At 69.6% G+C, this 26,520-nt stretch carries 27 protein-coding genes; 17 read left to right on the top strand and 10 right to left on the bottom strand.

Features of this window, described 5'->3' with window-relative positions:
* Nucleotides 1–33: 33 nt before the first annotated feature.
* The 3 genes from ACWDO5_RS19825 to ACWDO5_RS19835 form a co-directional block, all read right to left on the bottom strand.
* Nucleotides 34–969 (bottom strand): M56 family metallopeptidase, encoded by a 936-nt coding sequence (locus tag ACWDO5_RS19825; RefSeq protein ID WP_450531625.1) that lies wholly within the window; start codon nt 967–969, stop codon nt 34–36.
* Nucleotides 970–1,061: 92 nt separating this feature from the next.
* Complete coding sequence (locus tag ACWDO5_RS19830; protein ID WP_450531626.1) at nt 1,062–1,607, bottom strand: DUF5134 domain-containing protein; 546 nt, start codon at nt 1,605–1,607, stop codon at nt 1,062–1,064.
* 184 nt (nt 1,608–1,791) lie between these two features.
* Complete coding sequence (locus ACWDO5_RS19835) at nt 1,792–2,178, bottom strand: VOC family protein (protein WP_450531627.1); 387 nt, start codon at nt 2,176–2,178, stop codon at nt 1,792–1,794.
* Between the two features lie 76 nt (nt 2,179–2,254).
* On the opposite strand from ACWDO5_RS19835, the gene ACWDO5_RS19840 reads away from it, so the two are divergent.
* Nucleotides 2,255–2,806 (top strand): GNAT family N-acetyltransferase, encoded by a 552-nt coding sequence (locus ACWDO5_RS19840; protein WP_450531628.1) that lies wholly within the window; start codon nt 2,255–2,257, stop codon nt 2,804–2,806.
* A 24-nt stretch (nt 2,807–2,830) separates the two neighbouring features.
* On the opposite strand, the gene ACWDO5_RS19845 is transcribed toward ACWDO5_RS19840, so the two are convergent.
* Nucleotides 2,831–3,481: a glycerophosphodiester phosphodiesterase gene (locus ACWDO5_RS19845; protein ID WP_450531653.1), complete on the bottom strand. Its 651-nt coding sequence runs from the start codon at nt 3,479–3,481 to the stop codon at nt 2,831–2,833.
* 520 nt (nt 3,482–4,001) lie between these two features.
* On the opposite strand from ACWDO5_RS19845, the gene ACWDO5_RS19850 reads away from it, so the two are divergent.
* The 5 genes from ACWDO5_RS19850 (at nt 4,002) to ACWDO5_RS19870 (ending at nt 8,606) form a co-directional block, all read left to right on the top strand.
* On the top strand, nt 4,002–5,399 hold the full coding sequence (locus ACWDO5_RS19850) for a DUF6421 family protein (protein ID WP_450531629.1): 1,398 nt from the start codon (nt 4,002–4,004) through the stop codon (nt 5,397–5,399).
* 26 nt (nt 5,400–5,425) lie between these two features.
* Complete coding sequence (locus tag ACWDO5_RS19855) at nt 5,426–6,181, top strand: SDR family NAD(P)-dependent oxidoreductase (protein WP_450531630.1); 756 nt, start codon at nt 5,426–5,428, stop codon at nt 6,179–6,181.
* Nucleotides 6,160–7,239, top strand: coding sequence for a threonine aldolase family protein (locus ACWDO5_RS19860; protein ID WP_450531631.1), 1,080 nt, complete (start codon nt 6,160–6,162; stop codon nt 7,237–7,239). Before ACWDO5_RS19855 ends, ACWDO5_RS19860 begins: the two co-directional genes overlap by 22 nt.
* Nucleotides 7,240–7,312: 73 nt before the next feature.
* Complete coding sequence (locus ACWDO5_RS19865) at nt 7,313–7,891, top strand: transglutaminase-like domain-containing protein (RefSeq protein WP_450531632.1); 579 nt, start codon at nt 7,313–7,315, stop codon at nt 7,889–7,891.
* A 13-nt stretch (nt 7,892–7,904) separates the two neighbouring features.
* Nucleotides 7,905–8,606, top strand: a complete 702-nt coding sequence (locus ACWDO5_RS19870) for a B3/B4 domain-containing protein (RefSeq protein ID WP_450531633.1) — start codon at nt 7,905–7,907, stop codon at nt 8,604–8,606.
* Nucleotides 8,607–8,610: 4 nt separating this feature from the next.
* Here the strand turns inward: ACWDO5_RS19870 and ACWDO5_RS19875 are convergent, their stop codons facing one another.
* Both ACWDO5_RS19875 and ACWDO5_RS19880 read right to left on the bottom strand, forming a co-directional pair.
* Nucleotides 8,611–9,333 (bottom strand): lysophospholipid acyltransferase family protein, encoded by a 723-nt coding sequence (locus tag ACWDO5_RS19875; protein ID WP_450531634.1) that lies wholly within the window; start codon nt 9,331–9,333, stop codon nt 8,611–8,613.
* A gap of 159 nt (nt 9,334–9,492) precedes the next feature.
* Nucleotides 9,493–9,909: a DUF4395 domain-containing protein gene (locus ACWDO5_RS19880; RefSeq protein ID WP_450531635.1), complete on the bottom strand. Its 417-nt coding sequence runs from the start codon at nt 9,907–9,909 to the stop codon at nt 9,493–9,495.
* 75 nt (nt 9,910–9,984) lie between these two features.
* On the opposite strand from ACWDO5_RS19880, the gene ACWDO5_RS19885 reads away from it, so the two are divergent.
* The 6 genes from ACWDO5_RS19885 (at nt 9,985) to ACWDO5_RS19910 (ending at nt 16,391) form a co-directional block, all read left to right on the top strand.
* Nucleotides 9,985–10,398 carry a TlpA family protein disulfide reductase gene (locus ACWDO5_RS19885; protein ID WP_450531636.1) on the top strand — a complete coding sequence of 138 codons (414 nt, stop codon included), beginning with the start codon at nt 9,985–9,987 and terminating at the stop codon, nt 10,396–10,398.
* Between the two features lie 198 nt (nt 10,399–10,596).
* A complete protein-coding gene (locus ACWDO5_RS19890) occupies nt 10,597–11,103 on the top strand; it encodes a flavin reductase family protein (protein WP_450531637.1) in 507 nt (168 codons plus the stop codon).
* Between the two features lie 206 nt (nt 11,104–11,309).
* A complete protein-coding gene (locus ACWDO5_RS19895) occupies nt 11,310–12,095 on the top strand; it encodes an electron transfer flavoprotein subunit beta/FixA family protein (protein ID WP_450531639.1) in 786 nt (261 codons plus the stop codon).
* 57 nt (nt 12,096–12,152) lie between these two features.
* Complete coding sequence (locus tag ACWDO5_RS19900; RefSeq protein WP_450531640.1) at nt 12,153–13,115, top strand: electron transfer flavoprotein subunit alpha/FixB family protein; 963 nt, start codon at nt 12,153–12,155, stop codon at nt 13,113–13,115.
* Between the two features lie 154 nt (nt 13,116–13,269).
* Nucleotides 13,270–14,568 (top strand): DUF6986 family protein, encoded by a 1,299-nt coding sequence (locus ACWDO5_RS19905; protein ID WP_450531641.1) that lies wholly within the window; start codon nt 13,270–13,272, stop codon nt 14,566–14,568.
* Nucleotides 14,569–14,639: 71 nt separating this feature from the next.
* A complete protein-coding gene (locus ACWDO5_RS19910) occupies nt 14,640–16,391 on the top strand; it encodes a serine/threonine-protein kinase (RefSeq protein ID WP_450531642.1) in 1,752 nt (583 codons plus the stop codon).
* Here ACWDO5_RS19910 and ACWDO5_RS19915 read toward each other — a convergent pair.
* A complete protein-coding gene (locus ACWDO5_RS19915) occupies nt 16,377–17,363 on the bottom strand; it encodes a LacI family DNA-binding transcriptional regulator (protein WP_450531643.1) in 987 nt (328 codons plus the stop codon). The genes ACWDO5_RS19910 and ACWDO5_RS19915 overlap by 15 nt on opposite strands.
* 212 nt (nt 17,364–17,575) lie before the next feature.
* On the opposite strand from ACWDO5_RS19915, the gene ACWDO5_RS19920 reads away from it, so the two are divergent.
* Entirely contained in the window at nt 17,576–18,541 is a 966-nt protein-coding gene (locus tag ACWDO5_RS19920; protein WP_450531644.1) for an ROK family protein, read from the top strand.
* On the opposite strand, the gene ACWDO5_RS19925 is transcribed toward ACWDO5_RS19920, so the two are convergent.
* Entirely contained in the window at nt 18,525–20,576 is a 2,052-nt protein-coding gene (locus ACWDO5_RS19925; protein WP_450531654.1) for an NPCBM/NEW2 domain-containing protein, read from the bottom strand. The two genes, ACWDO5_RS19920 and ACWDO5_RS19925, sit on opposite strands and share 17 nt — an antisense overlap.
* 267 nt (nt 20,577–20,843) lie before the next feature.
* Between ACWDO5_RS19925 and ACWDO5_RS19930 the strand changes: the two genes are divergently transcribed.
* From ACWDO5_RS19930 to ACWDO5_RS19940, 3 genes are all read left to right on the top strand, one after another.
* The gene (locus tag ACWDO5_RS19930; RefSeq protein ID WP_450531645.1) at nt 20,844–22,139 is read left to right on the top strand and encodes an ABC transporter substrate-binding protein; all 1,296 of its coding nucleotides are present in this window, start codon (nt 20,844–20,846) and stop codon (nt 22,137–22,139) included.
* 162 nt (nt 22,140–22,301) lie between these two features.
* Nucleotides 22,302–23,210 (top strand): carbohydrate ABC transporter permease, encoded by a 909-nt coding sequence (locus ACWDO5_RS19935; protein ID WP_450531646.1) that lies wholly within the window; start codon nt 22,302–22,304, stop codon nt 23,208–23,210.
* Nucleotides 23,207–24,127 (top strand): carbohydrate ABC transporter permease, encoded by a 921-nt coding sequence (locus tag ACWDO5_RS19940; RefSeq protein WP_450531647.1) that lies wholly within the window; start codon nt 23,207–23,209, stop codon nt 24,125–24,127. Before ACWDO5_RS19935 ends, ACWDO5_RS19940 begins: the two co-directional genes overlap by 4 nt.
* Nucleotides 24,128–24,173: 46 nt before the next feature.
* Here ACWDO5_RS19940 and ACWDO5_RS19945 read toward each other — a convergent pair whose 3' ends face one another.
* Nucleotides 24,174–24,350 (bottom strand): hypothetical protein, encoded by a 177-nt coding sequence (locus tag ACWDO5_RS19945; RefSeq protein WP_450531648.1) that lies wholly within the window; start codon nt 24,348–24,350, stop codon nt 24,174–24,176.
* Between the two features lie 230 nt (nt 24,351–24,580).
* Here ACWDO5_RS19945 and ACWDO5_RS19950 point away from each other — a divergent pair, with 230 nt between their 5' ends.
* Complete coding sequence (locus ACWDO5_RS19950; RefSeq protein ID WP_450531649.1) at nt 24,581–25,615, top strand: NUDIX hydrolase; 1,035 nt, start codon at nt 24,581–24,583, stop codon at nt 25,613–25,615.
* On the opposite strand, the gene ACWDO5_RS19955 is transcribed toward ACWDO5_RS19950, so the two are convergent.
* Nucleotides 25,589–26,284 carry an MBL fold metallo-hydrolase gene (locus ACWDO5_RS19955; protein WP_450531650.1) on the bottom strand — a complete coding sequence of 232 codons (696 nt, stop codon included), beginning with the start codon at nt 26,282–26,284 and terminating at the stop codon, nt 25,589–25,591. The genes ACWDO5_RS19950 and ACWDO5_RS19955 overlap by 27 nt on opposite strands.
* Between the last annotated feature and the right edge of the window lie 236 nt (nt 26,285–26,520).

The raw sequence follows: 26,520 nt of genomic DNA on the forward strand, positions 1-26,520 counted from the left end.
AGGGAGATCTTCGCTGCTGACCGGCTCATAAGGCTATCCCAGCGCGCGCAGCGCGGGCACGAATGCGACCAGCAGAGGGATCACAGGCACCAGGGCGGCGGCCGCGGTCAGCCGCAGCCGACGGCCCGCGGTGAGCCGCGGCACGGGTGTCAGCAGCCGGTTCACCCGCTGTGGCAGCTGGGCGTCCGGTGTGGGGCAGGGCCCGAACACACCGCGGTCCTCGTTGAGTTCGACCAGGGCCAGGGCGATCGTCAGCCGGCCGAAGCGCCTGGACGCGACATCGTCGGCCGCCAGCTCGACCAGCCGGTGCATCTCGTCGCGGAACGCCGCGAACACCGGAATCTGCGGAAAGCCGGTGGCGAGCGCGGCGGAACAGTGCAGCAGCCAGTCGTGCCGCGCCTGTGCGTGCCCCTGCTCGTGCGCCAGTACGGCATCGAGCTGACGCTCCTTCAGACGGCGCAACGCGGCCGTGGTGACGACCAGTTGGGGCGCCGGGCCCGGCAGCCACCAGGCATCGGGCCGCTCCCCCTCCAGAACGACCAGAGGTTCGCCGCCCGGCTCCTCGCCCGGCATCAGGGGGGCGCGCACCAAAAGTTCTGTGCGCCGCCGCTTGCGCCGGACACGGGTCCGATGGATCTCGCGGGTGAGCATCGCGCCGGTCCACAGGCCCCCGCAGGCCAGGACGACGGCGAGGACGGCCGACCACGGTCCGTTCGCGCCGAGGGCGTACGCCTCCACCACGCCGTGCGGCGCGGGCGCGAAGACATGACCCCGCACAAGCTGCCAGGCCGCCGCCGCGCTGAACGTCATGGAGAGCGCGAAGCACAGCAATACGGCCGCGACCACGCACTGCCAGCCCCACAGTGCCACTACGGGCTCGCGCTCCGGCCAGTCGGCACGCGACGCGAGTCGCGGGGCCACGACGGCGGCCAGTGCGCCGAGAAGCAGCAGCACGAGGGAGACCAGCATGCTGTCAGCCTATGAGCGCCCGGCTACTTGCGGGTATGGCCTCGCGCTCCAAGTGACGTACGACACGGTTTCGGTACCACCGCCCGGACGGCTCAGAGAGCGAGCAGCATCGTCAGCATGGCGAGGCCCATAGCGAGCCGGCAGGCCGGCGCCAGCTCGGGCTGTGCGCCCCAGGAGGACGTCGCCGCACCGCCCCCGGGGGACGGCACAGGCATCAAGCGGACGCCGGAGCGCAGCACGTACACGGCGTAGTACACCAGCAGGCCGCCGGTGAGGAGGGGGATTCCGGCTGCCGCGTGCCCGGCGTGGCTGCCGCCGGACGTCATCGCCACCGCCATGTAGACCATCGCGAGGGAACCCACGACGTGATGGAGATGGTGAGCGCCGCGGCGGGCCGGCCACAGGGCGCGCAGGGCTGCCGCCCCGAAGACCACCGCGTACACCACCCACCCCCAACTGGGCGGCGCGTATATGGCGGCGGGCACCGCCATCGCCGCCATTCCCGACCCCATCAGGGCTTCGCCGCCGGCTGCCTCGCGTGCCTCGCCGGAGCAACTGCGCATCCGCACCAGGCAGTACACGCCGGTCCCGCCGCACAGCGCGACGAGCAGCCAGCCGGACATGGCCGGTCCGTGCACGGCGCACCTCCCCCTTCGACGGTGTCGAGGAGTCGATGCCCGGGGGCGCGGGGGCCTACGCGAGCGCACGGAGGTGCAGGGGGAGCGCAGCCCGGCAATCCGGCCGCCCCGGACGCCCTGTGGCGGGTCGCGCCACGTCACGGCGAAGTCGTCGAGCCAGGAGGAGCGCCCCAGGAACAGCGCCTCAGGGGCGGTACCGCAGTGGATGATCGGCCGGCACTTCGACGATCGCGATCCGGTGGCCGTCCGGGTCGGCGATCCACATCTCGATCAGCCCCCACGGCTCGCGCGTGGGCGGTCGCAGCACCTCGACGTCCCGCGCCGACAGCTCGGCGTGGACCGCGGCCGCGTCCTCGACCTGGAGCCACAGCTCGGGACCGGTCGCGGCCGGGGCATCTGAGCGCCCGGAGACCTCGAGAAACCCGCCGCCCAGGAAGTAGACCGTGCCCCGCTCGGGACCAGTGCCGAACTCGCGGTAGACGGGGAGGCCGAGAGTCTGCCCGTAGAACCGCCGGGACCTCTCCGGGTCGGTCGGGCGCAGCAGGATCCGGCTGCTCAGCACATGCACCATGGTCAAAACCCTAAGGCGGGCGGGCCGGGTTAGTCTCGGCACACCTGTACACCGTCGAGATGGGAGTGCCACCCCAATGGACACCGCACCGGCCCGGGACTCCGGCGAGCTCACCTACCGTGACGCGGTCGAGGCCGATGTGCCCGCGCTCGTCCCGCTGATCCAGTCAGCGTACCGAGGCGATGCGAGCCGCACCGGCTGGACCACCGAGGCGGACATTCTCGACGGACAGCGCACCGACCCGGAAGGCGTCCGGGAGGTCATCAATGCCGCCGGCAGCACCCTGCTCATAGTGGAGCGCGGCGGTGGCCCGATCGCCTGCTGTCAGCTCGAGCACCGCGGTGAGGCCGTGTACTTCGGCATGTTCGCCGTCCGCCCCGAGCTGCAGGGCGGGGGCCTCGGCCGCCGGATCATCACGGAGGCGGAGCGCACCGCGCGCGAGCGCTGGGGTGCGCGCGAGATGCACATGACCGTGATCTCGGTACGCGACGAGCTGATCGCCTGGTACGAGCGCCGCGGATACCGCCGTACGGGAAAGCTGAGCCCCTTCCCGTACGGCGACGAGCGTTTCGGCATCCCGCGGCGCGACGATCTCGCCTTCGAGCTGCTGGTGAAGGAATTGTCCTAGGAGGACGTCCCGAGAACAAGGTCCTCAGGCCGTGAACCGGCCGGTGCGCCGGATCTCGGGGAAGTCGGTGGTCGCGCCGTCGAGTTCGAGGGCGCGCACCAGCCGCAGATGCTCCTGGGTGTTCACCACCCAGCCGATCACCTGAAGGCCTTCGCCGTGCGCGTGCTCGACGGTCTCCAGGGTCAGCCTGCGGATGTTCAGAGCGATGGAGGCGGCGCCCACCGCCTTGGCCCGGTCCACGACGTCGGCGCCCCAACGGCTGGCGATGAGTACCGTCCGTACACCGGGCACCAGGCCCGCGATCTCGGCGACCGCGTCGTCGTGGAATGACGACACCTCGACGCGGTGTACGAGATCGCGGCTGAGCATCACCTCGGCCAGTGCCCGGGCCGCCGCCACGTCCTTGATCTCCGCCTGGAGCGGTGCCCGCACGGCCTCGAGTACCTCCTCGAAGACCGGCACCCGCTCGCCGTTGCCCGCGTCGAGCTCCCGCAGCTCGGCGAGGGTCTTGTCGGCGATGGGCCCCTTTCCGTCGGTCGTACGGTCCACGTCGGCGTCGTGCATGACGGCGAGCGCGCCGTCCTTGGTGAGATGCAGATCCAGTTCGATGGCGTCCATTCCGGCCTGTTCGGCGCGGACGAAGGAGCGCAGGGTGTTCTCCGGCTCGACGCCCATGACCCCGCGATGACCGATGGTGAGGAAAGTCAAGATTCTCTCGCTTCCGTCGACGGCGGCTCCCGCGAGGCGCATCCCGGCAGCCGCGCGGCAAGCACGCAGCCTAACGGCCCGCCTCCGCGATGGGACCGGTCTGGCGCGGGGGAGTGGAATGGTCCACTCGGGCCCCCGCGATCCCCAGGACGAAACCGGTGATGAGGGCTGGGACAAGGACGGCACGGGTGCTCACGCGGTATGGCTCCGGGAGAGGCGGGCGAGGTGCGGACCCCTCCGTCCTCCCCGTGGTGGGCCGCCCGCAGCCAGCCGCGTCACCCGCCCGTGGGCGCGTCCTGCGCGGCTTGACGCGAAGCGGCGCTCAGCTGACGGCCTGGCCGAAGCGTTCGCCCGAACCACCCCCGACCGCAAAATCTTCGGTGATCACGGGGGTGATGCAGGATAATCTCCCAAGACTCTACTTGTACGGGAGAACCGCACACGGATACGGTGTCTTGACGAGAGGTTCTCCTGTGAAGGAAGTGACATGACGGAAATTCTTGTGCAGACCGCTGCCGTAGAGGGCATATCCCACACCGCCCGGGTGATCGACCACCCGGCTTGGCCGACGCTCAAGAATGCCGTCGAGGAGATCCGCCCCTGGCAGTCCAAGGACGGCTCCATCGACTTCGACGCTGAGGGCGCCCCCGCCCGCGTCACCGCCGATGCCGCGCTCGACCGAGTGATCGACGCCGTGGAGGAGCTCTCCCAGCTGCTCCCGCACGACGCCGCGTACCACCGCGCGCTCGTCGCTGATCTGCGCAAGTGGGCCGGCAGCGCCTTCGGTGTCCCCGACTTCCTGGACTCGCTGCTCGCCTTTCAGCCCGCCGCCACCCGCGCCGACGGACTGCAGCACTTGGTCCTCTTCCCCATGTACACGCAGAACGGCAACCCGGACCGCAACCTCGAAGCGGTCGTGCTGCGCATGGTCTGGCCCGAGTGGCTCGCAGAGCTGGAGCGCACCCGCTACGACAACCCCCTCTTCTGCGGCATCACCTTCGAGGACTTCACTGCGGGCTACGACACCAACTCCGCGGTGCTCTTCCCGGAGACCATCGCCGTGCGCGAAGCCCCGGAGCGATTCACCTGGGGCGGCATCTTCTGCGACCGCGAGGCCGCCCGTTTTCGCGCCGTCACCACGGAGGCCGTACGCATCCTCGGCCTCGAACTCCCCGACGACATCCGGGAGATGATCGGCGACCAGTCGCGCTGCGAGCAGGCCTTCGTGCTCTGGGACATGGTCCACGACCGCACCCACAGCCACGGCGACCTGCCCTTCGACCCGTTCATGATCAAGCAGCGCCAGCCGTTTTGGATGTACGGCCTGGAGGAGCTGCGCTGCGATCTCACCGCCTTCAAGGAGGCCGTGAAGCTGGAGGGCGAAGGCAACCGGCACGGCCGTGATGTGCAGTACGCGGTGCTGTTCGACCGGATGTTCCGTTTTCCGGTCACGGGTGACCGGGTGCGCAACTACGACGGACTCGGCGGCCAGCTGCTCTTCGCTTACCTCCACAAGCACGATGTGGTGCGCTGGACCGACAACACCCTGAAGATCGACTGGGAGCGCGCGCCGCAGGTCACCAACCAGCTCTGCGCCGAGATCGAGAAGCTCTACCGCGACGGCATCGACCGCCCCAAGCTGGTCCACTGGTTCGCCGCGTACGACCTGGTCTCGACCTACCTCGCACCGCACCCCGGCTCGCGCTGGGCCAAGGGCACCGACGCCCTCGATCTGTCACAGCCTCCGCGCAAGCTCGTCGACGACGTGCTTCCTGACGAGTTTCCGCTCAGCATGTTCTATGAGGCGCTCTCCAAGAAGCTGAAGTCCGTGATCGCCTCCACCAAGGGGATCACCGCGGAGACTGCCGAGCGGGTGGCCGCGTGAGCTCTCGTACGGAGGAGGCTGGGACCATGAACGAAAACGGCAGCGATCGGCTGGAGGGCGCCGTGGTCGCGGTCGCCGGAGCAGCGGGCCCGGCGGGCCGGGCCACCCTGCTGCGGCTGGCCGAGGCCGGTGCGACAGTCGTGGCCTCCGACGCGGATCCCGGGCGGCTGGCCGAGGCCGTCGACGCCGCTCGGTACGCGCACGGCGGCGCGACTGTCACCGGGGACACCGTCGACCTTCTCGATCTGAATGCCACCCGGGAGTGGGCGGACAAGACCGAGAAGGAGTTCGGCAGGATCGACGGTCTGGTCCATCTCGTCGGCGGCTGGCGCGGCAGCGCCAGCTTCGCCGAAACCGACCTCGCCGACTGGCAGCTCCTCGAGAAACTGCTGATCCGCACGGTCCAGCACACCTCGCTCGCTTTCCACGACGGGCTGCTGCGCAGCGACCGCGGCCGCTTTGTGCTGATCAGCGCGGCCGGCGCCAGCGAGCCGACCGCGGGCAACGCCGCGTACGCCGCGTCCAAGGCGGCGGCCGAGGCCTGGACGCTCGCGCTTGCCGACGCCTTCCGCAAAGCGGGGGGCGAGGAGGGGCCGAAGGCCGCGGCTGCGATCCTGGTCGTCAAAGCACTGGTGCACGACGCCATGCGCGCCGAGCGCCCGAATGCGAAGTTCGCGGGCTTCACGGACGTGACGGAACTGGCCGAGGCCATCGCCGGACTCTGGGACCGGCCCGCCCGGGAAGCGAATGGACAGCGCCTGTGGCTGACCCCCAAACCCTGAAGACCGACGCCCGACGCCATCACGACCCAGAGGTACGCGGCTTCGCCAGCGACAATTACGCGGGCGCGCACCCCGAGGTCCTCGCGGCGCTCGCCGTCGCCAACGGCGGTCACCAGACCTCCTACGGCGAGGACGCGTACACCGAGCACCTCCAGCGGATCATGCACAGCCACTTCGGGCCGACGGCCGAGGCCTTCCCGGTCTTCAACGGCACCGGTTCCAACGTCACGGCGCTCCAGGCGCTCACCGACCGCTGGGGCGCGGTGATCTGCGCCGAGTCCGCGCACATCCACACCGACGAGGGCGGCGCGCCGGAGCGGATGGGTGGGCTGAAGCTGCTGACCGTACCGACCCCGGACGGCAAGCTCACGCCCGAGCTCATCGACCGGCAGGCGTACGGCTGGGACGACGAGCACCGGGCGATGCCGCAGGTCGTGTCGATCACCCAGAACACCGAGCTGGGCACGGTTTACACCCCCGCCGAGATCCGCGCGATCTGCGAGCACGCCCACGAGCGGGGCATGAAGGTCCATCTGGACGGGGCCCGGATAGCGAACGCCGCGGCGTCGCTGAACGTCCCCATGCGGACCTTCACCAACGCCGTCGGCGTCGATGTGCTCTCCTTCGGCGGCACGAAGAACGGCATGCTGTTCGGCGAGGCTGTCGTCGTCCTCAACCCGGACGCGGTGAGCCATATGAAGCATCTGCGGAAGATGTCGATGCAGCTCGCCTCCAAGATGCGCTTCGTATCGGTGCAGTTGGAGGCGCTGCTGGCGGGTGATCTGTGGCTGCGCAGCGCCCGGCACGCAAACACCATGGCCCAGCGGCTGGCCGCGGGCGTCCGCGCCGTCGACGGGGTGGAGATCCTCTACCCCGTCCAGGCCAACGCCGTCTTCGCGCGCCTCCCGCACCATGTGAGCGAGCGGCTGCAGAAGCGCTTCCGCTTCTACTTCTGGAACGAGGCGGCCGGCGACGTCCGCTGGATGTGCTCATTCGACACCACCGAGGACGATGTGGACGCCTTCGTGCAGGCGCTGAAGGAAGAGATGGCGAAGTAACCAGCTGCATAATTATGTGGCCGACCGGAAAGTCATTGACTTCCGGTCGGCCACTTCCTTAGGGTCGGCGGGCATGGAGCTGATTCAGCAGAACCCCGAACTATCCGCGTATCTCAAAGCCGACGAGGTCATCGACCATGAGCACCCGCTGGTGCGGGAGACGGTCGCCCGTCTCCATGTCGAAGGTGCCGATGCATACGCATACGCCAAGGCGGCCTTTGAGTTCGTGCGCGACACCATCCCGCACTCCAGTGATGTGGGGGACATGCGGGTCACCTGGCGCGCCTCTGACGTCCTCGAGCAGCGGACCGGCATCTGCTGCGCCAAGGCCCATGCGCTGACCGCACTGCTCCGTGCGCAGAACATCCCCACGGCCCTCTGTTATCAGCGGCTGAATTTCGTTCACGGGCTTGTGGCTGTGAAGCTGCCGGGGCAGGACGGGTGGGCGCGACAGGACCCGCGCGGCAACAAGCCCGGAGTCGATGCCCAGTTCTCGCTGGACGGGGAGAGGCTGGCTTTCCGCGTAGAACCGGAGTCCAGTGAGGTGGACTATCAAGTACTCTATGCTGCACCACATCCGGCCGTAGTGCGTGCCCTTCAGGCCTCGCCCGACCTGGAGACGCTGTGGCTCCATCTCCCCACCGAACTGTGAGGCATCCCCGACCATGACGCTCACGCTCACCGTCTCCGACGAGGTCAGGGACCTCGCTCCCGGCTTCATTCATCTCGCGGTCGAGGCGCGCGGCCTGGTCAACGGGCCCAGCAACGCCGACAGTTCGGCCCTGCTCGACGACGCCGTCCGCCGGCTTGCCGAGCGGCTGGACGGCCGTGCCCCGGACGAGGACCCCCACTTGGCCGCCTGGCGCGCCGCGTACTCCGCTTTCGGCGCCAAGCCGTCCCGTACCCGCAACTCCGCCGAGGCGCTGGCCAAGCGGGCACTCGCCGACGGCGGGCTGCCGCGCATCAATGTGCTGGTCGACCTCTACAACGCGATCAGCGTCGCCCATCTCGTCCCGGTCGGGGGCGAGGACACCGACCACATCAAGGGCGGGATGCGCCTCGTACGCGCCACCGGCCAGGAGCCGTTCGTCACCGTCGCGGGCGGTGAGGAGACCGTCGAGCACCCGGACGCCGGCGAGGTCGTCTGGTGCGACGACGAAGGCGTCACCTGCCGGCGCTGGAACTGGCGTCAGGGAGTACGCACCCGGCTCACCGAGGAGTCGGTGAACGCGCTCTTCCTGCTGGAGGGTATGGCCCCCATGACGACCGGCGAGCTCGAGGCCGCAGCCGCCGAACTCGCCGAGTCGCTCCAGAAGTTGAGCCCCGGAGCGCGGATCACCGTCCACCCGCCACAGGCAGGGGCGTGACGTTTCAGCCGGCCTCGCGGACCTCGGCCGGAGTCGGCGCCGTACCCCCGAGGTGCGCGGGCACCCACCAGGTGTCGCTCGCATCCTTGGGGTGTACGGGATAGGCGCGCTGCGCGGCTTCGAGGAGCTCCTGCACCCGCCCGCGCACCCGCCGCGTGATCGCGCCCGCGTACTGGTCGCCAGGAGCCTCCATGGGCTCGCCCACCCGGATCGTCACCGGGATGTGGCTGCGCCTGAAGTTGCGCGGGCGGCCCTTGGTCCAAATCCGCTGGGTGCCCCACAGCGCCATCGGGATCAGCGGAACGCCCGCCTCCTGGGCCAGCCGGGCAGCGCCCGACTTGAAGGACTTGAGGGTGAACGACTGGGAGATCGTCGCCTCGGGGAAGACGCCGATGATCTCGCCCGAGCGCAGCGATTCCAGCGCGTGTGCGTAGGCCGTCTCACCCTGCTTGCGGTCCACCGGAATGTGCTTCATCCCGCGCATCAGCGGGCCGGAGATCGTGTGCCGGAAGACGGACTCCTTCGCCATGAAGCGCACCAGGCGCTTCTGGGGCAGCGCCGAGAGGCCGGTGAAGATGAAGTCCAGATAGCTGATGTGATTGCTGACGAGCACAGCACCGCCGGAGCGCGGGATGTTCTCCGATCCCTGAGTGTCGATCTTCAGGTCCAGCGCCTTGAACAGCGTGCGAGCGGCGCCGATGACCGGCCGATAGACGAGCTCTGCCATCAGGAGAGGGCCCCTTCTGTGTGCCAGGGGAGGTTCTCCCGGCGGAAGTTACGCAGCCGTAGGTTTTCGGCATTGGGCAGATCGTGCCCCATACGCAGCGCGCTGACCAGTCCTGGCGCCCCGGGTGGGCGAGATTCTTCTCACGCCGTGCTTGTCACATCATGGCCGGACAGCACTCGCCCGGCGCAGCAGCAGATACATCTCGCACCCCAGGCAGTACCCGAATGCGGCGTTGAGGAACGCGGCGGCCAGTGCGCAACCGGTGGCGACGAGAGCGAGCCACGACGGCCCCCAGAAATAGGCGACCAGCCCGATCAGGGCGAAGGCGAGCCCCACGCCCTGCGCGAACCGCGGCGGCGCGGGCGACTCCAGCTCCGCCGGCGGCCCGAGCCGCGGCCGTACCGTGGTGCGGAAAAGCCATCCGTACGGCGAACGCTGCACGCCGAATGCCGCCCCCGCGGCGAAGCAGAGCGCCTGCCAGGCGAGCAGGGCGCCGCTGCCCGTAACGAGAACGGCGGCGAGTACGACCGTGGTGACGGCGGCCCCGAAACGCGGCCCCCTGACGTCGATGTCCATGCCCTCAGCATCGCTCAGCGGAGCCGCCGTGCGGCCGCGGGAATCTTTACGGTCCTGTGAACGCTGGACGGGTCGATGACTGGACTCGTGGTGTGTGCGGTGGTGCTCGCGGCGGCGAGCGCCTTCGGGCTGTGGCAGCGGCGGAACGACGGGAGGCTGAAGGTGCGGGGTCGGGACGCCGGCGGACGGCTCGGCGCGGCGGAGCTCGGTGCGGACCTGGGGCAGCGGGCGACGCTCGTCCAGTTCTCCAGCGCGTTCTGCCGGCCGTGCCGGGCGACGAGGCGCACTCTCGCCGAAGTCGCGGACATGGTCGACGGCGTCACGCATGTCGAGATAGACGCGGAGGAGCGTCTCGCCCTGGTGCGAGACCTCGGCATCCTCAAGACGCCCACGGTGCTGGTGCTCGACGCGGGCGGCAACATCGTCACCCGGGCCTCCGGCCAGCCACGCAAGGCGGATGTGATCGCCGCGCTCGGACAGGCGGTGTGACGCCTCGTGACTCGTGTCGCACATCCTGGAGCGCACTTGACTGCATGCCTCATACATCTCACGCTGGCGCTGTGCTTCCAGAACTCCTTCTCTACGGGCGGGTCCACGTCGACCTCGCCCGGAACGCGAGTGCGCGCTGTCCGGCTGTCTGAGCAGCAACGGCCGCCCCATTCGCATCCCTTGCAGAAGGACAACTCCATGACGGCTTCGCCCGGACTCGGCACACCTCAGCTGGCCTCGCCCGACCTGCTCCGCTCCGTCTTCCGGCAGCACGCCGCGGGTGTCGCGGTGATCACCGCTCAGGGTGACAACCCCGTCGGATTCACCGCCACCTCTCTCAACTCGGTAGCCGCCGAGCCGCCGCTGATCTCCTTCGGCGTGGGTACATCGTCGTCCAGTTGGCCGGTGATCGCCCGGGCCGAGCACATTGGCGTACACATACTCGGCGACCACCAGGAGGATCTGGCCGCCACCTTCGCCCGCAGCGGCGCCGACCGCTTCGCGCCGCCCACCGGTTGGCGCAGCGGCCCCAAGGGCGTCCCGGTGCTCGACGGCGTACTCGCGTGGCTGGTGTGCCGGATCATCAGCCGCGTCCCGGCCGGAGACCATCGCATCGTGATCGCCGAGGCCGTCGTCGGCGACCCCGCGGGAGCAGGCCGGCCGTTGCTCTACCACCAGGGACGCTTCAACGGGCTGAAGGGCTGAGCGTTCTCTTCAACTGCCGGTTACGGAGCGTTGGCAAGGTCACAGTTCAAAGCGCTTGCTTACTGGGAATGAACTGGATGTACTGAGCGTACTGGCGAGTAATATTTCGTTCGGAGTGCGGCCTGCCCCGACCGGGATCCGCCCCATCAGACGCCTATGCTGCGTGCAAGGCAGCCCAGTAGAGACGATGCAGTAGGAGAGCCGGCGTGAGCCTGAGGATCGTTGTCTGTGTGAAGTACGTGCCCGACGCCACCGGCGACCGGCACTTCGCCGATGACCTGACCGTCGACCGCGACGATGTCGACGGCCTGCTGTCGGAGCTGGATGAGTACGCGGTCGAGCAGGCGCTGCAGATCGCCGACGAGGCGGACGACGCGGAGATCACCGTGCTGACCGTCGGTCCCGAGGATGCCAAGGACGCGCTGCGCAAGGCTCTGTCCATGGGCGCCGACAAGGCCGTCCACGTCGAGGACGACGACCTGCACGGCAGCGACGTCATGGGCACCTCGCTGGTGCTCGCCAAGGCGATCGAGAAGACCGGTTACGACCTGGTCATCGCCGGTATGGCCTCGACGGACGGCACCATGGGCGTGCTGCCGGCGATTCTCGCCGAGCGCCTGGGCGTTCCGCAGGTCACGCTGCTCTCCGAGGTTTCCGTCGAGGGCGGTGTCGTCAAGGGCCGCCGTGACGGCGACACCGCGAGTGAGCAGCTCGAGGCGTCCCTGCCGGCCGTCGTGTCCGTGACGGACCAGTCGGGCGAGGCCCGCTACCCGTCCTTCAAGGGCATCATGGCCGCCAAGAAGAAGCCGGTGGAGTCCCTGGACCTGGAGGACCTCGAGATCGACGCCGACGAGGTCGGCCTCGAGGGCGCCTGGACCGCTGTGGACTCGGCCGCCGAGCGTCCGGCCCGCAGTGCCGGCACGATCGTCAAGGACGAGGGCGAGGGCGGCAAGCAGCTCGCGGAGTTCCTCGCGAGCCAGAAGTTCATCTGAGCTTCGGTCATATCCCCAACCGCCCCAGATACTTCGCATTCGCAGGAGAGCAATCCCATGGCTGAAGTTCTCGTCTATGTCGACCACGTGGACGGCGCCGTCCGCAAGCCCACTCTCGAGCTGCTGACCCTGGCCCGCCGCATCGGCGAGCCGGTCGCCGTCGCGCTCGGCTCCGGCGCCGAGGCCACCGTCCCCGCGCTCGCCGAGCACGGCGCGGTCAAGGTCCTGACCGCCGACGCCCCAGAGTTCGCCGACTACCTCGTCGTACCGAAGGTGGACGCGCTGCAGGCCGCGTACGAGGCCGTCTCGCCGGCCGCCGTGCTCGTCCCGTCCTCCGCCGAGGGCAAGGAGATCGCGGCCCGCCTCGCCGTCCGCATCGGCTCCGGCATCATCACCGACGCCGTCGACCTCGAGGCCGGCGACGAGGGCCCGGTGGCCACACAGTCCGCGTTCGCCGCCTCCTTCACCACCAAGTCCCGTGTCTCCAAGGGCACCCCGGTCATCACGGTCAAGCCGAACTCGGCCGCCGTGGAGGCCGCTCCGGCCGCGGGCGCAGTCGAGGCGCTCGCCGTCTCCTTCTCCGAGAAGGCCACCGGCACCAAGGTTGTCTCCCGCACCCCGCGCGAGTCCACCGGCCGCCCCGAGCTGACCGAGGCCGCGATCGTGGTCTCCGGCGGCCGCGGCGTCAACGGCGCCGAGAACTTCCAGATCATCGAGGCGCTGGCCGACTCGCTCGGCGCGGCTGTCGGTGCCTCGCGCGCGGCTGTGGACGCCGGCTGGTACCCGCATTCCAACCAGGTCGGCCAGACCGGCAAGTCGGTCTCCCCGCAGCTGTACATCGCCTCGGGCATCTCCGGCGCGATCCAGCACCGGGCCGGCATGCAGACCTCGAAGACCATCGTGGCCATCAACAAGGACGCCGAGGCCCCGATCTTCGACCTGGTCGACTACGGCGTGGTCGGCGACCTCTTCGCGGTCGTCCCGCAGCTGACCGATGAGGTGCAGGCGCGCAAGGGCTGACCTGCGGAAGTCTTGCACGGACCGGGGCCGCGTGGTGATCTTCACCGCGCGGCCCCGCCCGCTTTCGGGTGACCATTGACGCAGGTCGTAACCGCCGATTAACTTCGCCATACGGATTACTGATTCCGTGGAGCGGAAAACAGGAGGGCGCAGGATGGGTCAGCAGGAGAAGGTGGCAACGAGTCTCGCCGGAGCGGTCAGCGAGGACATCAGCGCCTCCCTCGCACCGGTGGACGCGGAGCTCGCCCGCCGCTACCCGGGAGACCCCGGCACTCGCCAGCCCGTCCACACGGTCTACGTACCCGGTGACGTCTTCGCCGCCGACACCATCCGTTCCTGGGGCGACCAGGCGCTTGCCGCGCTCGACGAGCACGCCCCGGACGCCGCGTCCCTCGCCGACGTCCTCTGCCTCTCCGAGGAGCTCGCGGCCCCGGTGTACGACCGCGTACGAGCCAAGCTGGAGCGCGAGCCCATCGAGGACCTTCGCATCGACTTCGAGGACGGCTACGGGGGCCGCGGCGACGCCGAGGAGGACACGCACGCGGCCCGCGCCGCCCGCCTGATCACCGAGGCGTACGCGCAGGGCACCGCCGCCCCGTACATGGGCATCCGCATGAAGTGCATGGAGGCCGCCGTACGCGACCGGGGCATCCGCACCCTCGACATCTTCCTCACCGGCCTCACCGAGACCGGCGCTCTGCCCGACGGTCTCGTCCTGACCCTCCCCAAGGTCACCTACACCGAGCAGGTCACCGCGATGGTGCGGCTGCTGGAGGAGTTCGAGAAGGCCCGCGGTCTGGAAGCGGGCCGGATCGGCTTCGAGATCCAGATCGAGACCAGCCAGTCCATCCTCGCCGCCGACGGCACCGCCGCCGTGGCCCGGATGATCGACGCCGCCGAGGGCAGGGCCACCGGCCTGCACTACGGGACCTTCGACTACAGCGCATGTCTCGGCGTCAGCGCCGCCTACCAGGCCAGCGACCACCCGGCCGCCGACTACGCCAAGGCCGTCATGCAGGTAGCGGCCGCGGGTACCGGCGTACGCGTCTCGGACGGCTCCACCAACGTCCTCCCGGTCGGCACGACCGAGAAGGTCCACGACGCCTGGCGGCTGCACTACGGCCTGACCCGCCGTGCCCTGGCCCGCGCCTACTACCAGGGCTGGGACATGCACCCAGGACACCTGCCGACCCGGTACGCCGCCGTGTTCGCCTTCTACCGCGAAGGCTTCGAGCAGGCCGCCGCGCGGCTGTCCGCGTACGCCAACCATGCGGGCGGCGACGTCATGGACGAGCCCGCCACCGCCAAGGCGCTCAGCAGCTATCTCCTGCGCGGCATCGACTGCGGCGCCCTCGACGCCGCGGAGGTCGCCCGGCTCACCGGACTCACCCGCGCCGATCTCGACGGGTTCGCCACACCGCGCCGCGGGGACCTCACCGCCACCGCCGAGTAACAGTCGGCGCCGCTGTCACCGCTGCCCCTTAGTCTGTACGCGACCAGAGTCGCAACAAGATTGGGGCAGCGGTGTCTTCGGGGGAGAACGAGCGGCTCGCCGGCCGTTACCGGGTGGTCGAACAGTTGGGCCGCGGTGGCATGGGCGTCGTCTGGCGCGCCTTCGACGAGGTGCTCGGCCGCGAGGTCGCCGTCAAGGAACTGCGCACCTACAGCGACTCGTCGGGCCCCGAACTGGCGGACCTCAGAGTGCGGATGCAGCGCGAGGCCCGCGCGGCAGCCCGCGTACGCCACCCCGCGGTCATCGCCGTCCACGACGTCACCGAACACGAGGGCCGTCCGGTCATCGTGATGGAGCTCATCGACGGCCCCTCGCTGGACGATGTGCTCAGCGAGCGCGGCGTCGTGGACGCGCGCGAGGCGGCCGCCATCGGAGCCAGGATCATGGAGGCGCTGGGCGCCGCCCACCGTGCCGGGGTGCTGCACCGCGACGTGAAGCCCGGCAATGTGCTGCTGGACCGCGGAGGCCGGGTGGTGCTCACCGACTTCGGCATCGCGGCGATGGACGACCCCGGCGACGGCTCCACCACCCATCTGACGCGCAGTGGCGAACTGGTCGGCTCGCTCGACTACTTGGCGCCCGAGCGCGCCCAGGGCCAGGACCCCGGCCCCGCGTCCGACATCTGGGCGCTGGGCGCCACGCTGTACGCGGCAGTAGAGGGCGCGGCCCCGTTCCGCCGCACCTCCACCTGGTCGACGCTGAACGCGATCGTCGTGGAGCCGCTGCCCGAGCCGTTGCGGGCCGGCGCGCTCGGCCCCGTACTGCGGCAGTTGATGCACAAGGATCCGGCGCAGCGCCCCGACGCTGACACCGCGGCGCGGCTGCTCGCTGCCGTGGCGGCGGGCCAGGACACCGGCACCTCGACCGTGTCGCTGGGGACAGTGCCGCCGGCCGCACCGGATCCTGCGTCCCGGGTGCCGACCGTGCTCAACGCGACGCCGCACCGGCCCGACGGCTTCGGCCCCGCGGCGCCGCAGACACCGGCCCCGCCCGCTCCCGCGCCGATACCAGCGGCCGCGCCGGCCGCGCCACCCGCGTCCGGCGGTCGCGGTCGCGCGAGGATGCTGGTGGCGGCCGGAGTCGTCGCCGTGCTGCTCGCCGGAGGAGGCGTGACGTACGCCCTCGTCGACCGTGGCGGATCGGGCGGCCAGGAGCTCGCGGGCCGCCGAGCCGAGAGCCCGGCGGCCAGTTCGAGGGCAGCCGGGGGTCCGGTCGCGAGCGCATCCGGCGGCAAGCAGAGCCCGAGTACCAAGCCCACCGAGCAGGGCGTCGCAAAGTCGCCCAGCCGGCCCGCCAAGCCGCCCGCGCCCGGCAGGGGAACCGGAGGATCGGACGCCGGCGGGTCGACCGGCGGCTCGGTCGGCGGCGGCTCCTCGGGCACGACCGGCGGCGGGTCGACCGGGGGCTCGACCACCATGGGCGGCAGCGGCACCTCCACCAACGGCGGCTCGACGACCGGAGGTTCAGACCCCTCCCCGGCGCCCGTCTGCCACTCGATCGGCGGCGGCAAGTACAACTGCCAGGTCTGGAAGCAGGCGAAGTCCTACACCGCATCCGGCGTCGAGAAGGGCGTGCTCAACGCGGGCACCAACTACTTCTACTGCCAGCAGAATCTGGGCCGTCGGGAGACCTCCGGCCAGTGGACGAACGTCTGGTGGGCCAAGACCGACGACGACCGCGGCAACACCAATGTCTTCGTCAGCGACGTCTACATCGAGGGCGGCGACAACGACCAGCCGGTGCCGGGCCTACCGGTCTGCTGACGGCGGGATCTCGCCCGAGCCGCGCGGGATGAGCACCGTCTTCAGCGCCACCTGCGAGGGCTCGTCGTCCACTCCGTCGAGGCGGCGGAACAGCCGCTCCGCCGCGGTGCGCCCCAGGGTCGCGGCGTCCTGGGCTATGACCGTGATGCCCAGCAGATCGGCGAGTTCGATGTCGTCGAAGCCGACCAGGGCGACCGGCCGTTCGCGCTCGGCCAGGACCCGTACCGCCGTGACCGTCACCCGGTTGTTGCCCGCGAAGACCGCGGTGACCGGGTCGGGACCCTCCAGCAACGCGGTGACGGCGGCCCGCACCCGCTCCGGCGCGGTGGAGCCCAGGGAGACCCAGGACTCGTCCACATCGAGCCCGGCGTCCTCCATGGCGGTGCGATAGCCGCGCAGCCGCTCGACAGCCGTGTGGATCCGCGGCTGGTCGCCGATGAAGCCGATACGGCGGTGGCCGTGCGCGATCAGATGGGCCACGCCGGCGCGGGCGCCGCCGAAGCTGTCGGAGAGCACCACGTCCGCATCGATCAGCCCGGCCGGGCGGTCTACGAACACGGTCGCGATGCCCGCCTTGATCTCGGGCTCCAGATAGCGGTGGTCGTGGCCGGCCGGGATCACGATCAGGCCGTCGACCCGGCGTGCGCACAGGGCCAGCACCAGCTCCTGCTCACGGTCCGGGTCCTCGGCGCTGGAGCCGTTGATGAGCAGCGCGCCGTGGGCGCGGGCGACCTCCTCGACCGCGCGGCTGAGCGGGCCGTAGAAGGGGTCTGCGAGGTCCTCCAGGACCAGGCCGACGGAGGCGGTGCGGCCCTTGCGCAGCACCCGCGCGCTGTCGTTGCGGCGGAAGCCGAGGGACTCGATGGCCTCCTGCACCCGGCGCTCGGTGTCGGGTGTGACACCCGGCTCCCCGTTGACCACTCGCGAGACCGTTTTGAGGCCGACGCCGGCGCGGGCGGCGACGTCTTTCATGGTCGGCCGATTGCCGTAGCGGGGCTCGGACCCTCGGGGGCGCCCCGGCGGAGGCAGGGGACGGTCGGTCTCTGCCACAGTGCGCTGTCCTGTCGTCGTCCGGGTGTGCAAGGGTGTGCCGTCGAGCATAGGCCCTGGACAACGTTGTCAGGGGAATGGAGACTGGTACTGAATCCGCAGGTCCGACCAGCTCCCCGGGGGATCCGACACCGATGCATACCGACCTCGTCGCCGCGCTCGACATCGGCGGCACCAAGATCGCCGGCGCGTTGGTCAACGGCAGCGGCAGGATCCTCGTGCGGGCCCAGCGCCCGACACCTGCCCAAGAGGACGGCGAGACGGTGATGCGCGCCGTCGAGGGAGTCCTCGCCGAGCTGGCCCTCTCCCCGCTCTGGGCGCGCGCGTCGGCCGTGGGCATCGGCAGCGCCGGTCCGGTGGACGCGTCCGCCGGCACGGTCAGCCCGGTCAATGTCCCGGGCTGGCGCGGCTTTCCGCTGGTCGCGCGAGTGCGCAGGGCCGTCGACGGACTGCCCGTCGAGCTGGTGGGCGACGGTGTCGCGATGACGGCGGCCGAGCACTGGCAGGGCGCGGCCCGCGGCTACGACAACGCTCTGTGCATGGTGGTCTCCACGGGCGTGGGCGGGGGACTCGTGCTCGGCGGGAAGCTCCACCCCGGACCCACCGGCAACGCCGGGCATATCGGCCACATCAGCGTCGACCTCGACGGCGATCTGTGCCCCTGCGGAGCGCGCGGTTGCGTCGAGCGCATCGCCAGCGGCCCGAACATCGCGCGCCGGGCGCTGGAGGGCGGCTGGCGGCCGGGCCCGGACGGCGACACCTCGGCGGCCGCGGTGGCCGCCGCGGCCCAGGCCTCAGACCCGGTCGCCGTCGCCTCGTTCGAGCGCGCGGCTCAGGCGCTAGCCGCCGGGATCGCCGCCACCGCGACCCTCGTAGAGATCGAAATCGCGGTGATCGGCGGGGGAGTGGCGAACGCGGGCGAGGTGCTCTTCGCCCCGCTGCGCCGTTCGCTGCGCGACTACGCCACGCTCTCCTTCGTACAGCGGCTGACTGTGGCTCCGGCCCTGACGGGCACGGACGCGGGTCTGGTGGGCGCGGCAGCTGCCGCCTCGCTCGGCCGTCACGGCGAGGCGGCAGCGGCGGTCAGCAGCCGATCCTGAGATCGGCCCAGTCGGCGTGGTCGGAGTCGATGCCGTCCCCGCCGTCGGTGACCACCAGACGTACGACCTTCGCGCCACTGACGTCCGCCGAAATCGGCTGTGCCGGCATGGCGTTGGTCAGGACGCCCGTCGATGCGGCCTTCGTTCCATCAGCCCAGATCTCGAAGGCGACCGTGCCGCGCGTCCCCTTCTCGTCGTCCACGCCGACCTGCGCGCTCACCATGGTGCACCGGCCACCGGCGTAGTACTCCACCGTGCTCGCGGCATGTACGCCCAGGCCCTTGGCGAAGACCTGGCCGCCGATGGTGATCGGCTTTCCGTCGCCCGCCGCGCTCTCTCCGTTGCTGGTGTCCTTCTCCACCGGACCCCATGCGTTTGCCGCGCTCAGCGCGCCGAGATCGCTGAGATACGACTGACCGGCGGGCGGCGCCACGACCACGTTCACACTCCCGGGCACCGCGGTGGTGAGCCGCTGCCCGGTCGGCGAGCGGTACTTCGCCGTCAGGGTCAGTGCGTACGAACCGGGCGCGGCGCCCGGCGGCACAGCGACCTCCCAGTCCGTCGTCAGCTTCGTGCCGCTGGTGAGCACCGCGATGGCGGTCTTGGACGTGGCCTTGACGCGCCAGCCCTCGGGCCCGGTCAGTGCGACGGAGACGGCGAGCGCGGGCGTACGGCCCAGATCGGTGACCGTCGAGGTGAGCTTCGCGGGCTGGCCCGCCTCGGCCATCAGGCCTTCGCCGGCGCTCACTTCGACGGCCGGCGGCAGCAGCGCCCACTTGCGGTCCGTCGAGACGCGCACCAGCACCGTGCCGTGCGCGGGCACCGTCGCGGAGATCGTCCCCGCAGTGTTGGCGTCGGTGTGCTGCCACAGATCGCGCAGCCGGTAGCCGGGGGCGTCCGGGAGTCCGACAGCCTTCGCCGTGGTGGCGATCCGCTGCGGGCGGCTGCTCTCGTTGAAGAGTGCCACCGCGCGGCTGCCGTCCTGCATCTCCTTGGCCACCACCCAGCGGCCGCCCTCGGAACTGATCACCGTGCCCTGTTTGCCCAGCGGGTCCTGGTCGACGGCGATGACCTCGCGGTTGCCGAGAATCTCGAAGGCGGAGGCGGGCGCCTTGCGCAGATCGGAGCCGATCAGCAGCGGCGCGGCCATGATCGACCACATGGAGAAGTGGGAGCGGTACTCCGTGTCCGTCATGCCGCCATTGCCGACCTCCAGCATGTCGGGGTCGTTCCAGTGGCCGGGGCCCGCGTACTGCGCGAGCGGCAGATTCTGCTTCATGATCGACAACATGGAGCCCCAGTTGTCGCTGATGTCCCCGGTGGTGCGCCAGAGCTGTCCGACGTCCGCGGCCCACTCCCAGGGCTTGTTCTGACCCCACTCGCAGATGCTGTAGACGATGGGGTGACCTGTTGCCCGAGAGGCAGCCTTCAGGGCGTCGCGCATCGTGTTGTAGCGGAGCTTGGCGTCCACGCCCTGGTTGTTGCAGTTGTCGTACTTGAGGTAGTCGACGCCCCAGTCGGCGAACTGCTGCGCGTCGCTGTACTCATGGCCGAGCCCGCCGGGGAAGCCCGCGGCGTTGCAGGTCTTCGTCCCGGCGCTGGTGTAGATGCCGAACTTCAGTCCCTTGGCGTGGACGTAGTCGGCGACGGCCTTGATGCCGTTCGGGAAGCGCACCGGGTCGGGGACGAGTTTGCCGTTCGCGTCGCGCTGCGGCAGTGCCCAGCAGTCGTCGAGATTGACGTACTCGTACCCGGCTTCCTTGAGGCCCTTCTCGACGAAGATGTCGGCGATTCCATGGACCATCGCCTCGTTGAACTCCGCCCGGCAGTGGGTGGTGTTCCAGTTGTTGAACCCCATCGGAGGGGTCAGGGCGAGCCCTTCCTCGGGCTGCGCGCCGGCCGGTGCGGGTTCGGCCGGCGTGGCCGGGGCGCCCGAGGCGACGGCCGGAGCGCCCAGCCCTGCCGCGCAGAGCAGCGCGGCGGCCAGCGCTCCGACGACTCTAGGGCGGGTAGTGCGGGTGAGAAGGTGACGCATCATTACGTTCCTCCGTACTCGCGCGTATTGGGAAGACTGCGTGTTCCTGTCGGCTGCGAGCGTTTACGGTAGGCCGTGTTGGAGTCTGTTGGAAGAGATGCGGTAACGGTAGTTCGAGGTCTCGCCAAAACCCTTGACGACGCCCCTCCTTGGGAGTGAGATCCAATCCTCGCGTTGGGTTGTGTTGGCTTGCACCCCGGAGGAGGGGACATGGCGCAGTCATCGTTCAACGGTTCTGACGTGCCTGGGAGCGTGGCAGGACATCGGATGTCCCGGCGGAATCTGCTCCGGGGTGCGGCGGCGGGTGCAGGCGCGATCGCGCTGCCCTCGCTGCTCGCTGCCTGCGGCGGTGGCCCCGGCGGGGACGGCAAGACCATCACCATGGGGTCCAACTCTTCCGACCCCGTGCCGAAGAAGGCGTTCGCCGACGCCTTCGCCGCGTACGCGAAGCAGTCCAAGGACGGCCGGAAGGTCAAGGTCAACACGGTTGACCACAACACCTTCCAGGAGAACATCAACCGCTATCTGCAGGGAAAGCCGGACGATGTCTTCATGTGGTTCGCGGGCTACCGCATGCAGTTCTTCGCCAAGAAGGGGCTCCTGCACGACATCAGCGACAACTGGGAGAGCTACCAAGGCTTCTCGCCGGCCCTCAGGGCCCAGTCGACGGGCGAGGACGGCAAGCAGTACCTCACGCCGTACTACTACTACCCGTGGGCCGTCTTCCACCGCAAAAGCGTCTTCCAGCAGTACGGCTACCAGGCGCCCAAGACGCTCGACGAGTACATAGCGCTCGCCAAGCAGATGCAGAAGGACAAGATCGTCCCCATCGCGTTCTGCGACAAGGACGGCTGGCCCGCGATGGGTACGTTCGACTACATCAACATGCGCAGTAACGGATACGAGTTCCACAAGAACCTCATGGCGGGCAAGGAGGCGTGGACCGACAAGCGCGTCAAGGACGTCTTCGACACCTGGCGCAGCATCCTCCCGTACTGCCAGCCCGGCGCCAACGGCCGCACCTGGCAGGAGGCCGCCACGAGCCTGCAGAAGAAGCAGACGGGCATGGCGGTCTTCGGACTCCCGCACCCCGGCGCGCAGTTCCCCAAGGCAGAACAGGCCGACATCGACTTCTTCCCGTTCCCGGTGATCAACCCGGAGCACGGCCAGGACGCCGTCGAGGCGCCCATCGACGGCTTCCTGCTCGCGAAGAAGTCCAAGAACCTCAAGAACCCGAAGAACATGGAGAGCGCCAAGGACCTGCTGAAGTGGCTGGCCACCGGCAAGGCGGAGGACATCTACCTCGCCAGTGACCCCAACAACATCGCAGTGAGCGATGAGGCCGACCTCTCGTCGTACACCCCGCTGCAGAAGAAAGCCGTCGAACTCGTCTCCGGCGCCAAGCAGATCTCGCAGTTCCTCGACCGCGACACCAGGCCCGACTTCTCGTCGACCGTGATGATCCCGGCCATTCAGACCTTCATCAACAAGCCGAAGGACGTGGACGGATTGGTCAACAGCATCGAGAGGCAGAAGAAGACCATCTTCGCCTCCGAAGGCTGACCGACGCCGGCCGAAACCGACTTGGAGTCACCTCCCGTGCCGCTGCCGCGATCTCCCGGGGGACAACCCCCAGCTCCTCCCCCTCGGCCCTCCGGGCCTGGGGGCCCCAGCCCGGAACCGCAGGCCGCCCGGGGCCCGAATGACACCGGGGGGCGAGCGAAGGTGAGCGTCTCGCGGCGCGCCGCACGACGAGGGCCGCGGCGGTTCACCCGCCGCGACCTCGCCGTCCTCGGCGTGCTATTGGGCATACCGGTCCTGCTCGACGTGGCCATCGTGTGGGGGCCGACCCTCGCCTCCGTCGTGCTCTCCTTCACCAGCTGGGACGGCATCGGAGACATCTCCTGGGTCGGCACGGACAACTACGAGACCCTCTTCACCAACTATCCGCAGTTCTGGCCGGCCGCCCGCCACAACATGCTCTGGCTGGCCTTCCTCGGGCTGATCGCCACCCCGTTCGGACTGCTGCTGGCCGTCCTCATCGACAAGGGCGTACGGTTCAGCCGCTTTTACCAGTCGACGCTGTACATGCCGGTCGTGCTCTCGCTCGCTGTCGTCGGCTTCATCGCCCAACTGGTCTTCTCCCGCGACCAGGGTGCGCTCAACGCGATCCTCGCCGACACCAAGTCGCCCACCGACTGGCTCGGCGACCCCGACCTCAATCTCTGGATGATCCTTCTGGCCGCCGCCTGGCGGCACACCGGCTATGTGATGATCCTCTACCTTGCCGGGCTGAAGGCGGTCGATCCCTCGCTGAAGGAAGCCGCCGCCATCGACGGGGCGAGCGAGACGCAGACCTTCTTCCGCGTCGTCTTCCCGACCCTGCGGCCCGTCAATGTCATCGTCGGCGTCATCACCGTCATCGAAGCGCTGCGCGCCTTCGACATCGTCTACGCCGTCAACAAGGGCAGAAACGGCCTGGAGCTGCTCTCGGTCCTTGTCACCGACAACATCATCGGCGAGGCAAGCCGGATCGGATTCGGCTCGGCCATCGCCGTCGTGCTGCTGCTCGTCTCCATGGGATTCGTCGTGACGTATCTGGTCCAGGAGATCCGTGGGGAGAAGAACCGATGACGCTCGACACCGCCACGGCGCCCGCCGCGACACCGGCAGTTCCCGCGGCGCCCGGCAAGCGCCTGGTCCGCCCCGGCCGGCTCGGCCTGCACGCGTTCCTGATGACCGTCTCGCTGGCGTTCCTCGCGCCACTGCTGCTTGCGGTCTACGCCTCACTCAGGCCGTACGACGAGACCTCCGAGCACGGGTACTTCTCACTGCCGAAGAAGCTCTCCTTCGACTACTACCAGCAGGCGTTCAGCGACTCGGGGATGACGAAGTACTTCATCAACACCCTCATCATCGCTGTGCCCGGAGTGCTGCTGACGCTCTTCTTCGCCTCGTTCGTGGCCTTCGCCGTGTCACGGCTGAGGATGCGCGGTTCTGTCGTGCTGCTGATGCTCTTCACCGCGGGCAATCTGCTGCCCCAGCAGGTGATCGTCACTCCGCTGTACGTGCTGTTCAACCGCATCCCGCTGCCGTACTGGATGTCCGACTCGATGACGATGTTCGACTCGTTCTGGGCGGTGATCTCCGTCCAGGTCGGCTTCCAGATCGGGTTCTGTGTCTTCGTCCTCGCCAACTTCATGCGCACCCTGCCGCAGGAGATCCTGGAGGCGGCGATCGTGGACGGTGCGAGTGTGTGGACGCAGTACTGGCGCATCACGCTCCCGCTGTGCCGCCCCGCCCTCGCGGCGCTCGGCACGCTCCAGTTCACCTGGATGTACAACGACTTCCTGTGGGCGCTCGTCTTCATCTCCGACGGCGACAAGCTCCCCATCACCTCGGCGCTGAACAACCTCCGCGGCCAGTTCTTCACCGACTACAACCTGCTCGCCGCGGGCTCGGTGATCGTCGCGCTGCCGACGCTGCTGGTCTTCCTTCTGCTGCAGCGGCACTTCATCGCCGGGCTCACCCTCGGCTCCACCAAGGGCTGACAGACGCGTCCCCCGTCCCGTCCGGGGCGGGGGCCCTGCCGACGCCCTAGGTGACCGCGTCCGCGGTCTGCCTGGGCAGGACCACCAGGAACGCATCCGATTCGAGGTCCATCACGACCTCCGCCGCCAGCCCCTCGTCCCGGCGGTCCCGGGCGAATTCCTCTGCCGGCCAGCTTCCGCGCGGGCCCCCGGCGGGAAACCTCTCCAAAACCGTACGGCGCATCCCGAACCCCCTTGTCTCTCCAGCTCCAACGCCGCTTCGCATACGGGTGTCACGGTCGGGCGAAGCCATCCGTTCGTATGGTGAGACGCGCCAGGACGCCGGACGGCTCTGGTGAACCGGCAGCAGCAAGGACACAGTTGTGTCCGCGATCAATCTGCCGGCTCCCTGCACGGGTTTCCGTGGCAGGGTGTTGCGGGCAATCCACTGTGGGCTACGGAAGAGGGGGAACCGTGATCGTCTGGATCAACGGTGCGTTCGGAGCGGGCAAGTCCAGTACCGCGCGCGAACTGATCGATCTGATCCCGAACAGCACGCTGTACGACCCCGAACTCATCGGCGGCCACCTGCGCCACCTGCTGTCGCCGAAGCGCCTCGCCGAGGTGAGCGACTACCAGGATCTGCCGATCTGGCGGCGGCTCGTGGTGGACACCGCGGCGGCGCTGCTGGCCGAGCTCGGCGGTGTGCTGGTGGTGCCGATGACCCTGCTGCGTCAGGAGTACCGCGACGAGATCTTCGGCGGGCTCGCCTCCCGCCGGATTCCCGTACGGCATGTGCTGCTTCGACCGGAGGAAACGATCCTGCGCGCGCGGATCGCCGCCCGCGAGGAGCCGGACATCCCGGACGCCGACCCGCGCGTCAGGCAGTGGGCTTACGACCACATCGAGCCGTATCTCGCCGCGCTCGACTGGATCGGTGCCGACGCGCACGTCATCGACACCAGCCGGCTGGACCCCCACGAGGCGGCAGAGCACATAGCCGAGGCGGTACGGAACGGGGACGCCGCGGTCTGCGAGATCGTGCAGACGCCCGAGCCGACCGCCGAAACCCTCGCGGCCGGAGTGCTGCTCTTCGACGAGGAGGACCGGGTGCTGCTCGTCGACCCGACCTACAAACCGGGCTGGGAGTTCCCCGGCGGAGTCGTCGAACGGGGTGAGGCGCCGGCGCGCGCCGGAATGCGCGAGGTGACCGAAGAGCTCGGCATCGAACTCGCCGAGGTGCCAAGGCTGTTGGTGGTCGACTGGGAGCCGCCGCGGTCGCCCGGATTCGGCGGGCTGCGGCTGCTTTTCGACGGCGGCCGGCTGGACAGCGTCGAGGCCGGACGGGTGCTGCTGCCCGGATCGGAGCTGCGCGGGTGGCGCTTCGTCGGAGAGCAGGAGGCGGCGCAGCTGCTGCCGCCGACCCGCTACGAGCGGCTCCGCTGGGCGCTGCGGGCGCGCGAGCGCGGGTCAGTGCTCAACCTAGAGGCGGGGGTTCCCGTCGGCTGAGGCGCGCAGCACCGCCGCGGCATCCTCTGTGAGGGGATCGCCGTGCCCGAAGCAGACGGTGGACGGCGCGAACGAGGCAAGGCGGCGCATCGACACCTCGGCCCGCGCGCGGTCCACATTGAAGACGCCCAGCATCACCTGACCCACAGCCGCGACGCAGTCGCCCGTGAACAGCACTCCGTGGCGGGGGAGATGGATGCCGATGGAGCCGTCGGTGTGGCCGGGAGCATGGACCACCACGGCCCCGTCGCCGAAGCCGATCTGGTCGCCGTCCTCGAGCTCGCGGTCGACGCGGGTGGGCGGTGCCGGCGGCACCGTGAGCCCGTGCTCGTACAGCGGAACCTCCCAGTCGAGCAGGACCGGCTCGGGGACGGGCCGTTCGCCGCGGACGACAGGGGCGTCGAGGCGATGAGCCAGCACTTCGGCGCCGTACCGGTCCGCCAGCTCCCCGGCCGCGCCCACATGGTCCCGGTGGCAGTGGGTGAGCACGATGCGTCGGATGGAGACGGGGCTCTGGCCAGTGCTCCGTATCGCCTTCTCGATGTCCGGAGCGCTATGCACATTCCCCGCGTCGATCAGGGTCAGCTCGTCGCCGTCGCACCACAGGTAGGCCTGGCCGATCGGGAAGCGGAACATGTGCAGTTGAGGCAGTACCTCGATGAAGTCCATGCGGCGAACGTACGCAGCGTCGTACGCCCGCCGCACGGATCTACGCTTGCGGCGATCTACGCTCAGCGCTTAGGCCCTGTCCATGGCGATCTTGTCGGGCCCGCGACGACAGCTACGGCACCTCGCTGTGTTGTCGAAAGTCGCCCAAGTACGTCCAGTACGAGGGCGATCTCCCCCAGACTTCGTCCGGGGGTGCCCCCACCGCCTTGCGATGCGTCCCCCAGGCCCTTCGGGCC

Source organism: Streptomyces sp. NPDC000880 (assembly GCF_053599675.1).

Excerpts from the sequence above, each read along its gene's own strand:
- ACWDO5_RS19835 (WP_450531627.1), bottom strand. The coding sequence starts at position 2,178 with ATGGTGCATGTGCTGAGCAGCCGGATCCTGCTGCGCCCGACCGACCCG.
- ACWDO5_RS19945 (WP_450531648.1), bottom strand. The coding sequence starts at position 24,350 with ATGCGCCGTACGGTTTTGGAGAGGTTTCCCGCCGGGGGCCCGCGCGGA.
- ACWDO5_RS19930 (WP_450531645.1), top strand. The coding sequence starts at position 20,844 with ATGTCCCGGCGGAATCTGCTCCGGGGTGCGGCGGCGGGTGCAGGCGCG.
- ACWDO5_RS19840 (WP_450531628.1), top strand. The coding sequence starts at position 2,255 with ATGGACACCGCACCGGCCCGGGACTCCGGCGAGCTCACCTACCGTGAC.
- ACWDO5_RS19925 (WP_450531654.1), bottom strand. The coding sequence starts at position 20,576 with ATGCGTCACCTTCTCACCCGCACTACCCGCCCTAGAGTCGTCGGAGCG.
- ACWDO5_RS19905 (WP_450531641.1), top strand. The coding sequence starts at position 13,270 with ATGGGTCAGCAGGAGAAGGTGGCAACGAGTCTCGCCGGAGCGGTCAGC.
- ACWDO5_RS19850 (WP_450531629.1), top strand. The coding sequence starts at position 4,002 with ATGACGGAAATTCTTGTGCAGACCGCTGCCGTAGAGGGCATATCCCAC.
- ACWDO5_RS19825 (WP_450531625.1), bottom strand. The coding sequence starts at position 969 with ATGCTGGTCTCCCTCGTGCTGCTGCTTCTCGGCGCACTGGCCGCCGTC.
- ACWDO5_RS19855 (WP_450531630.1), top strand. The coding sequence starts at position 5,426 with ATGAACGAAAACGGCAGCGATCGGCTGGAGGGCGCCGTGGTCGCGGTC.
- ACWDO5_RS19940 (WP_450531647.1), top strand. The coding sequence starts at position 23,207 with ATGACGCTCGACACCGCCACGGCGCCCGCCGCGACACCGGCAGTTCCC.
- ACWDO5_RS19870 (WP_450531633.1), top strand. The coding sequence starts at position 7,905 with ATGACGCTCACGCTCACCGTCTCCGACGAGGTCAGGGACCTCGCTCCC.
- ACWDO5_RS19885 (WP_450531636.1), top strand. The coding sequence starts at position 9,985 with ATGACTGGACTCGTGGTGTGTGCGGTGGTGCTCGCGGCGGCGAGCGCC.
- ACWDO5_RS19890 (WP_450531637.1), top strand. The coding sequence starts at position 10,597 with ATGACGGCTTCGCCCGGACTCGGCACACCTCAGCTGGCCTCGCCCGAC.
- ACWDO5_RS19915 (WP_450531643.1), bottom strand. The coding sequence starts at position 17,363 with ATGAAAGACGTCGCCGCCCGCGCCGGCGTCGGCCTCAAAACGGTCTCG.
- ACWDO5_RS19845 (WP_450531653.1), bottom strand. The coding sequence starts at position 3,481 with ATGGGCGTCGAGCCGGAGAACACCCTGCGCTCCTTCGTCCGCGCCGAA.
- ACWDO5_RS19900 (WP_450531640.1), top strand. The coding sequence starts at position 12,153 with ATGGCTGAAGTTCTCGTCTATGTCGACCACGTGGACGGCGCCGTCCGC.
- ACWDO5_RS19920 (WP_450531644.1), top strand. The coding sequence starts at position 17,576 with ATGCATACCGACCTCGTCGCCGCGCTCGACATCGGCGGCACCAAGATC.
- ACWDO5_RS19955 (WP_450531650.1), bottom strand. The coding sequence starts at position 26,284 with ATGGACTTCATCGAGGTACTGCCTCAACTGCACATGTTCCGCTTCCCG.
- ACWDO5_RS19880 (WP_450531635.1), bottom strand. The coding sequence starts at position 9,909 with ATGGACATCGACGTCAGGGGGCCGCGTTTCGGGGCCGCCGTCACCACG.
- ACWDO5_RS19875 (WP_450531634.1), bottom strand. The coding sequence starts at position 9,333 with ATGGCAGAGCTCGTCTATCGGCCGGTCATCGGCGCCGCTCGCACGCTG.
- ACWDO5_RS19865 (WP_450531632.1), top strand. The coding sequence starts at position 7,313 with ATGGAGCTGATTCAGCAGAACCCCGAACTATCCGCGTATCTCAAAGCC.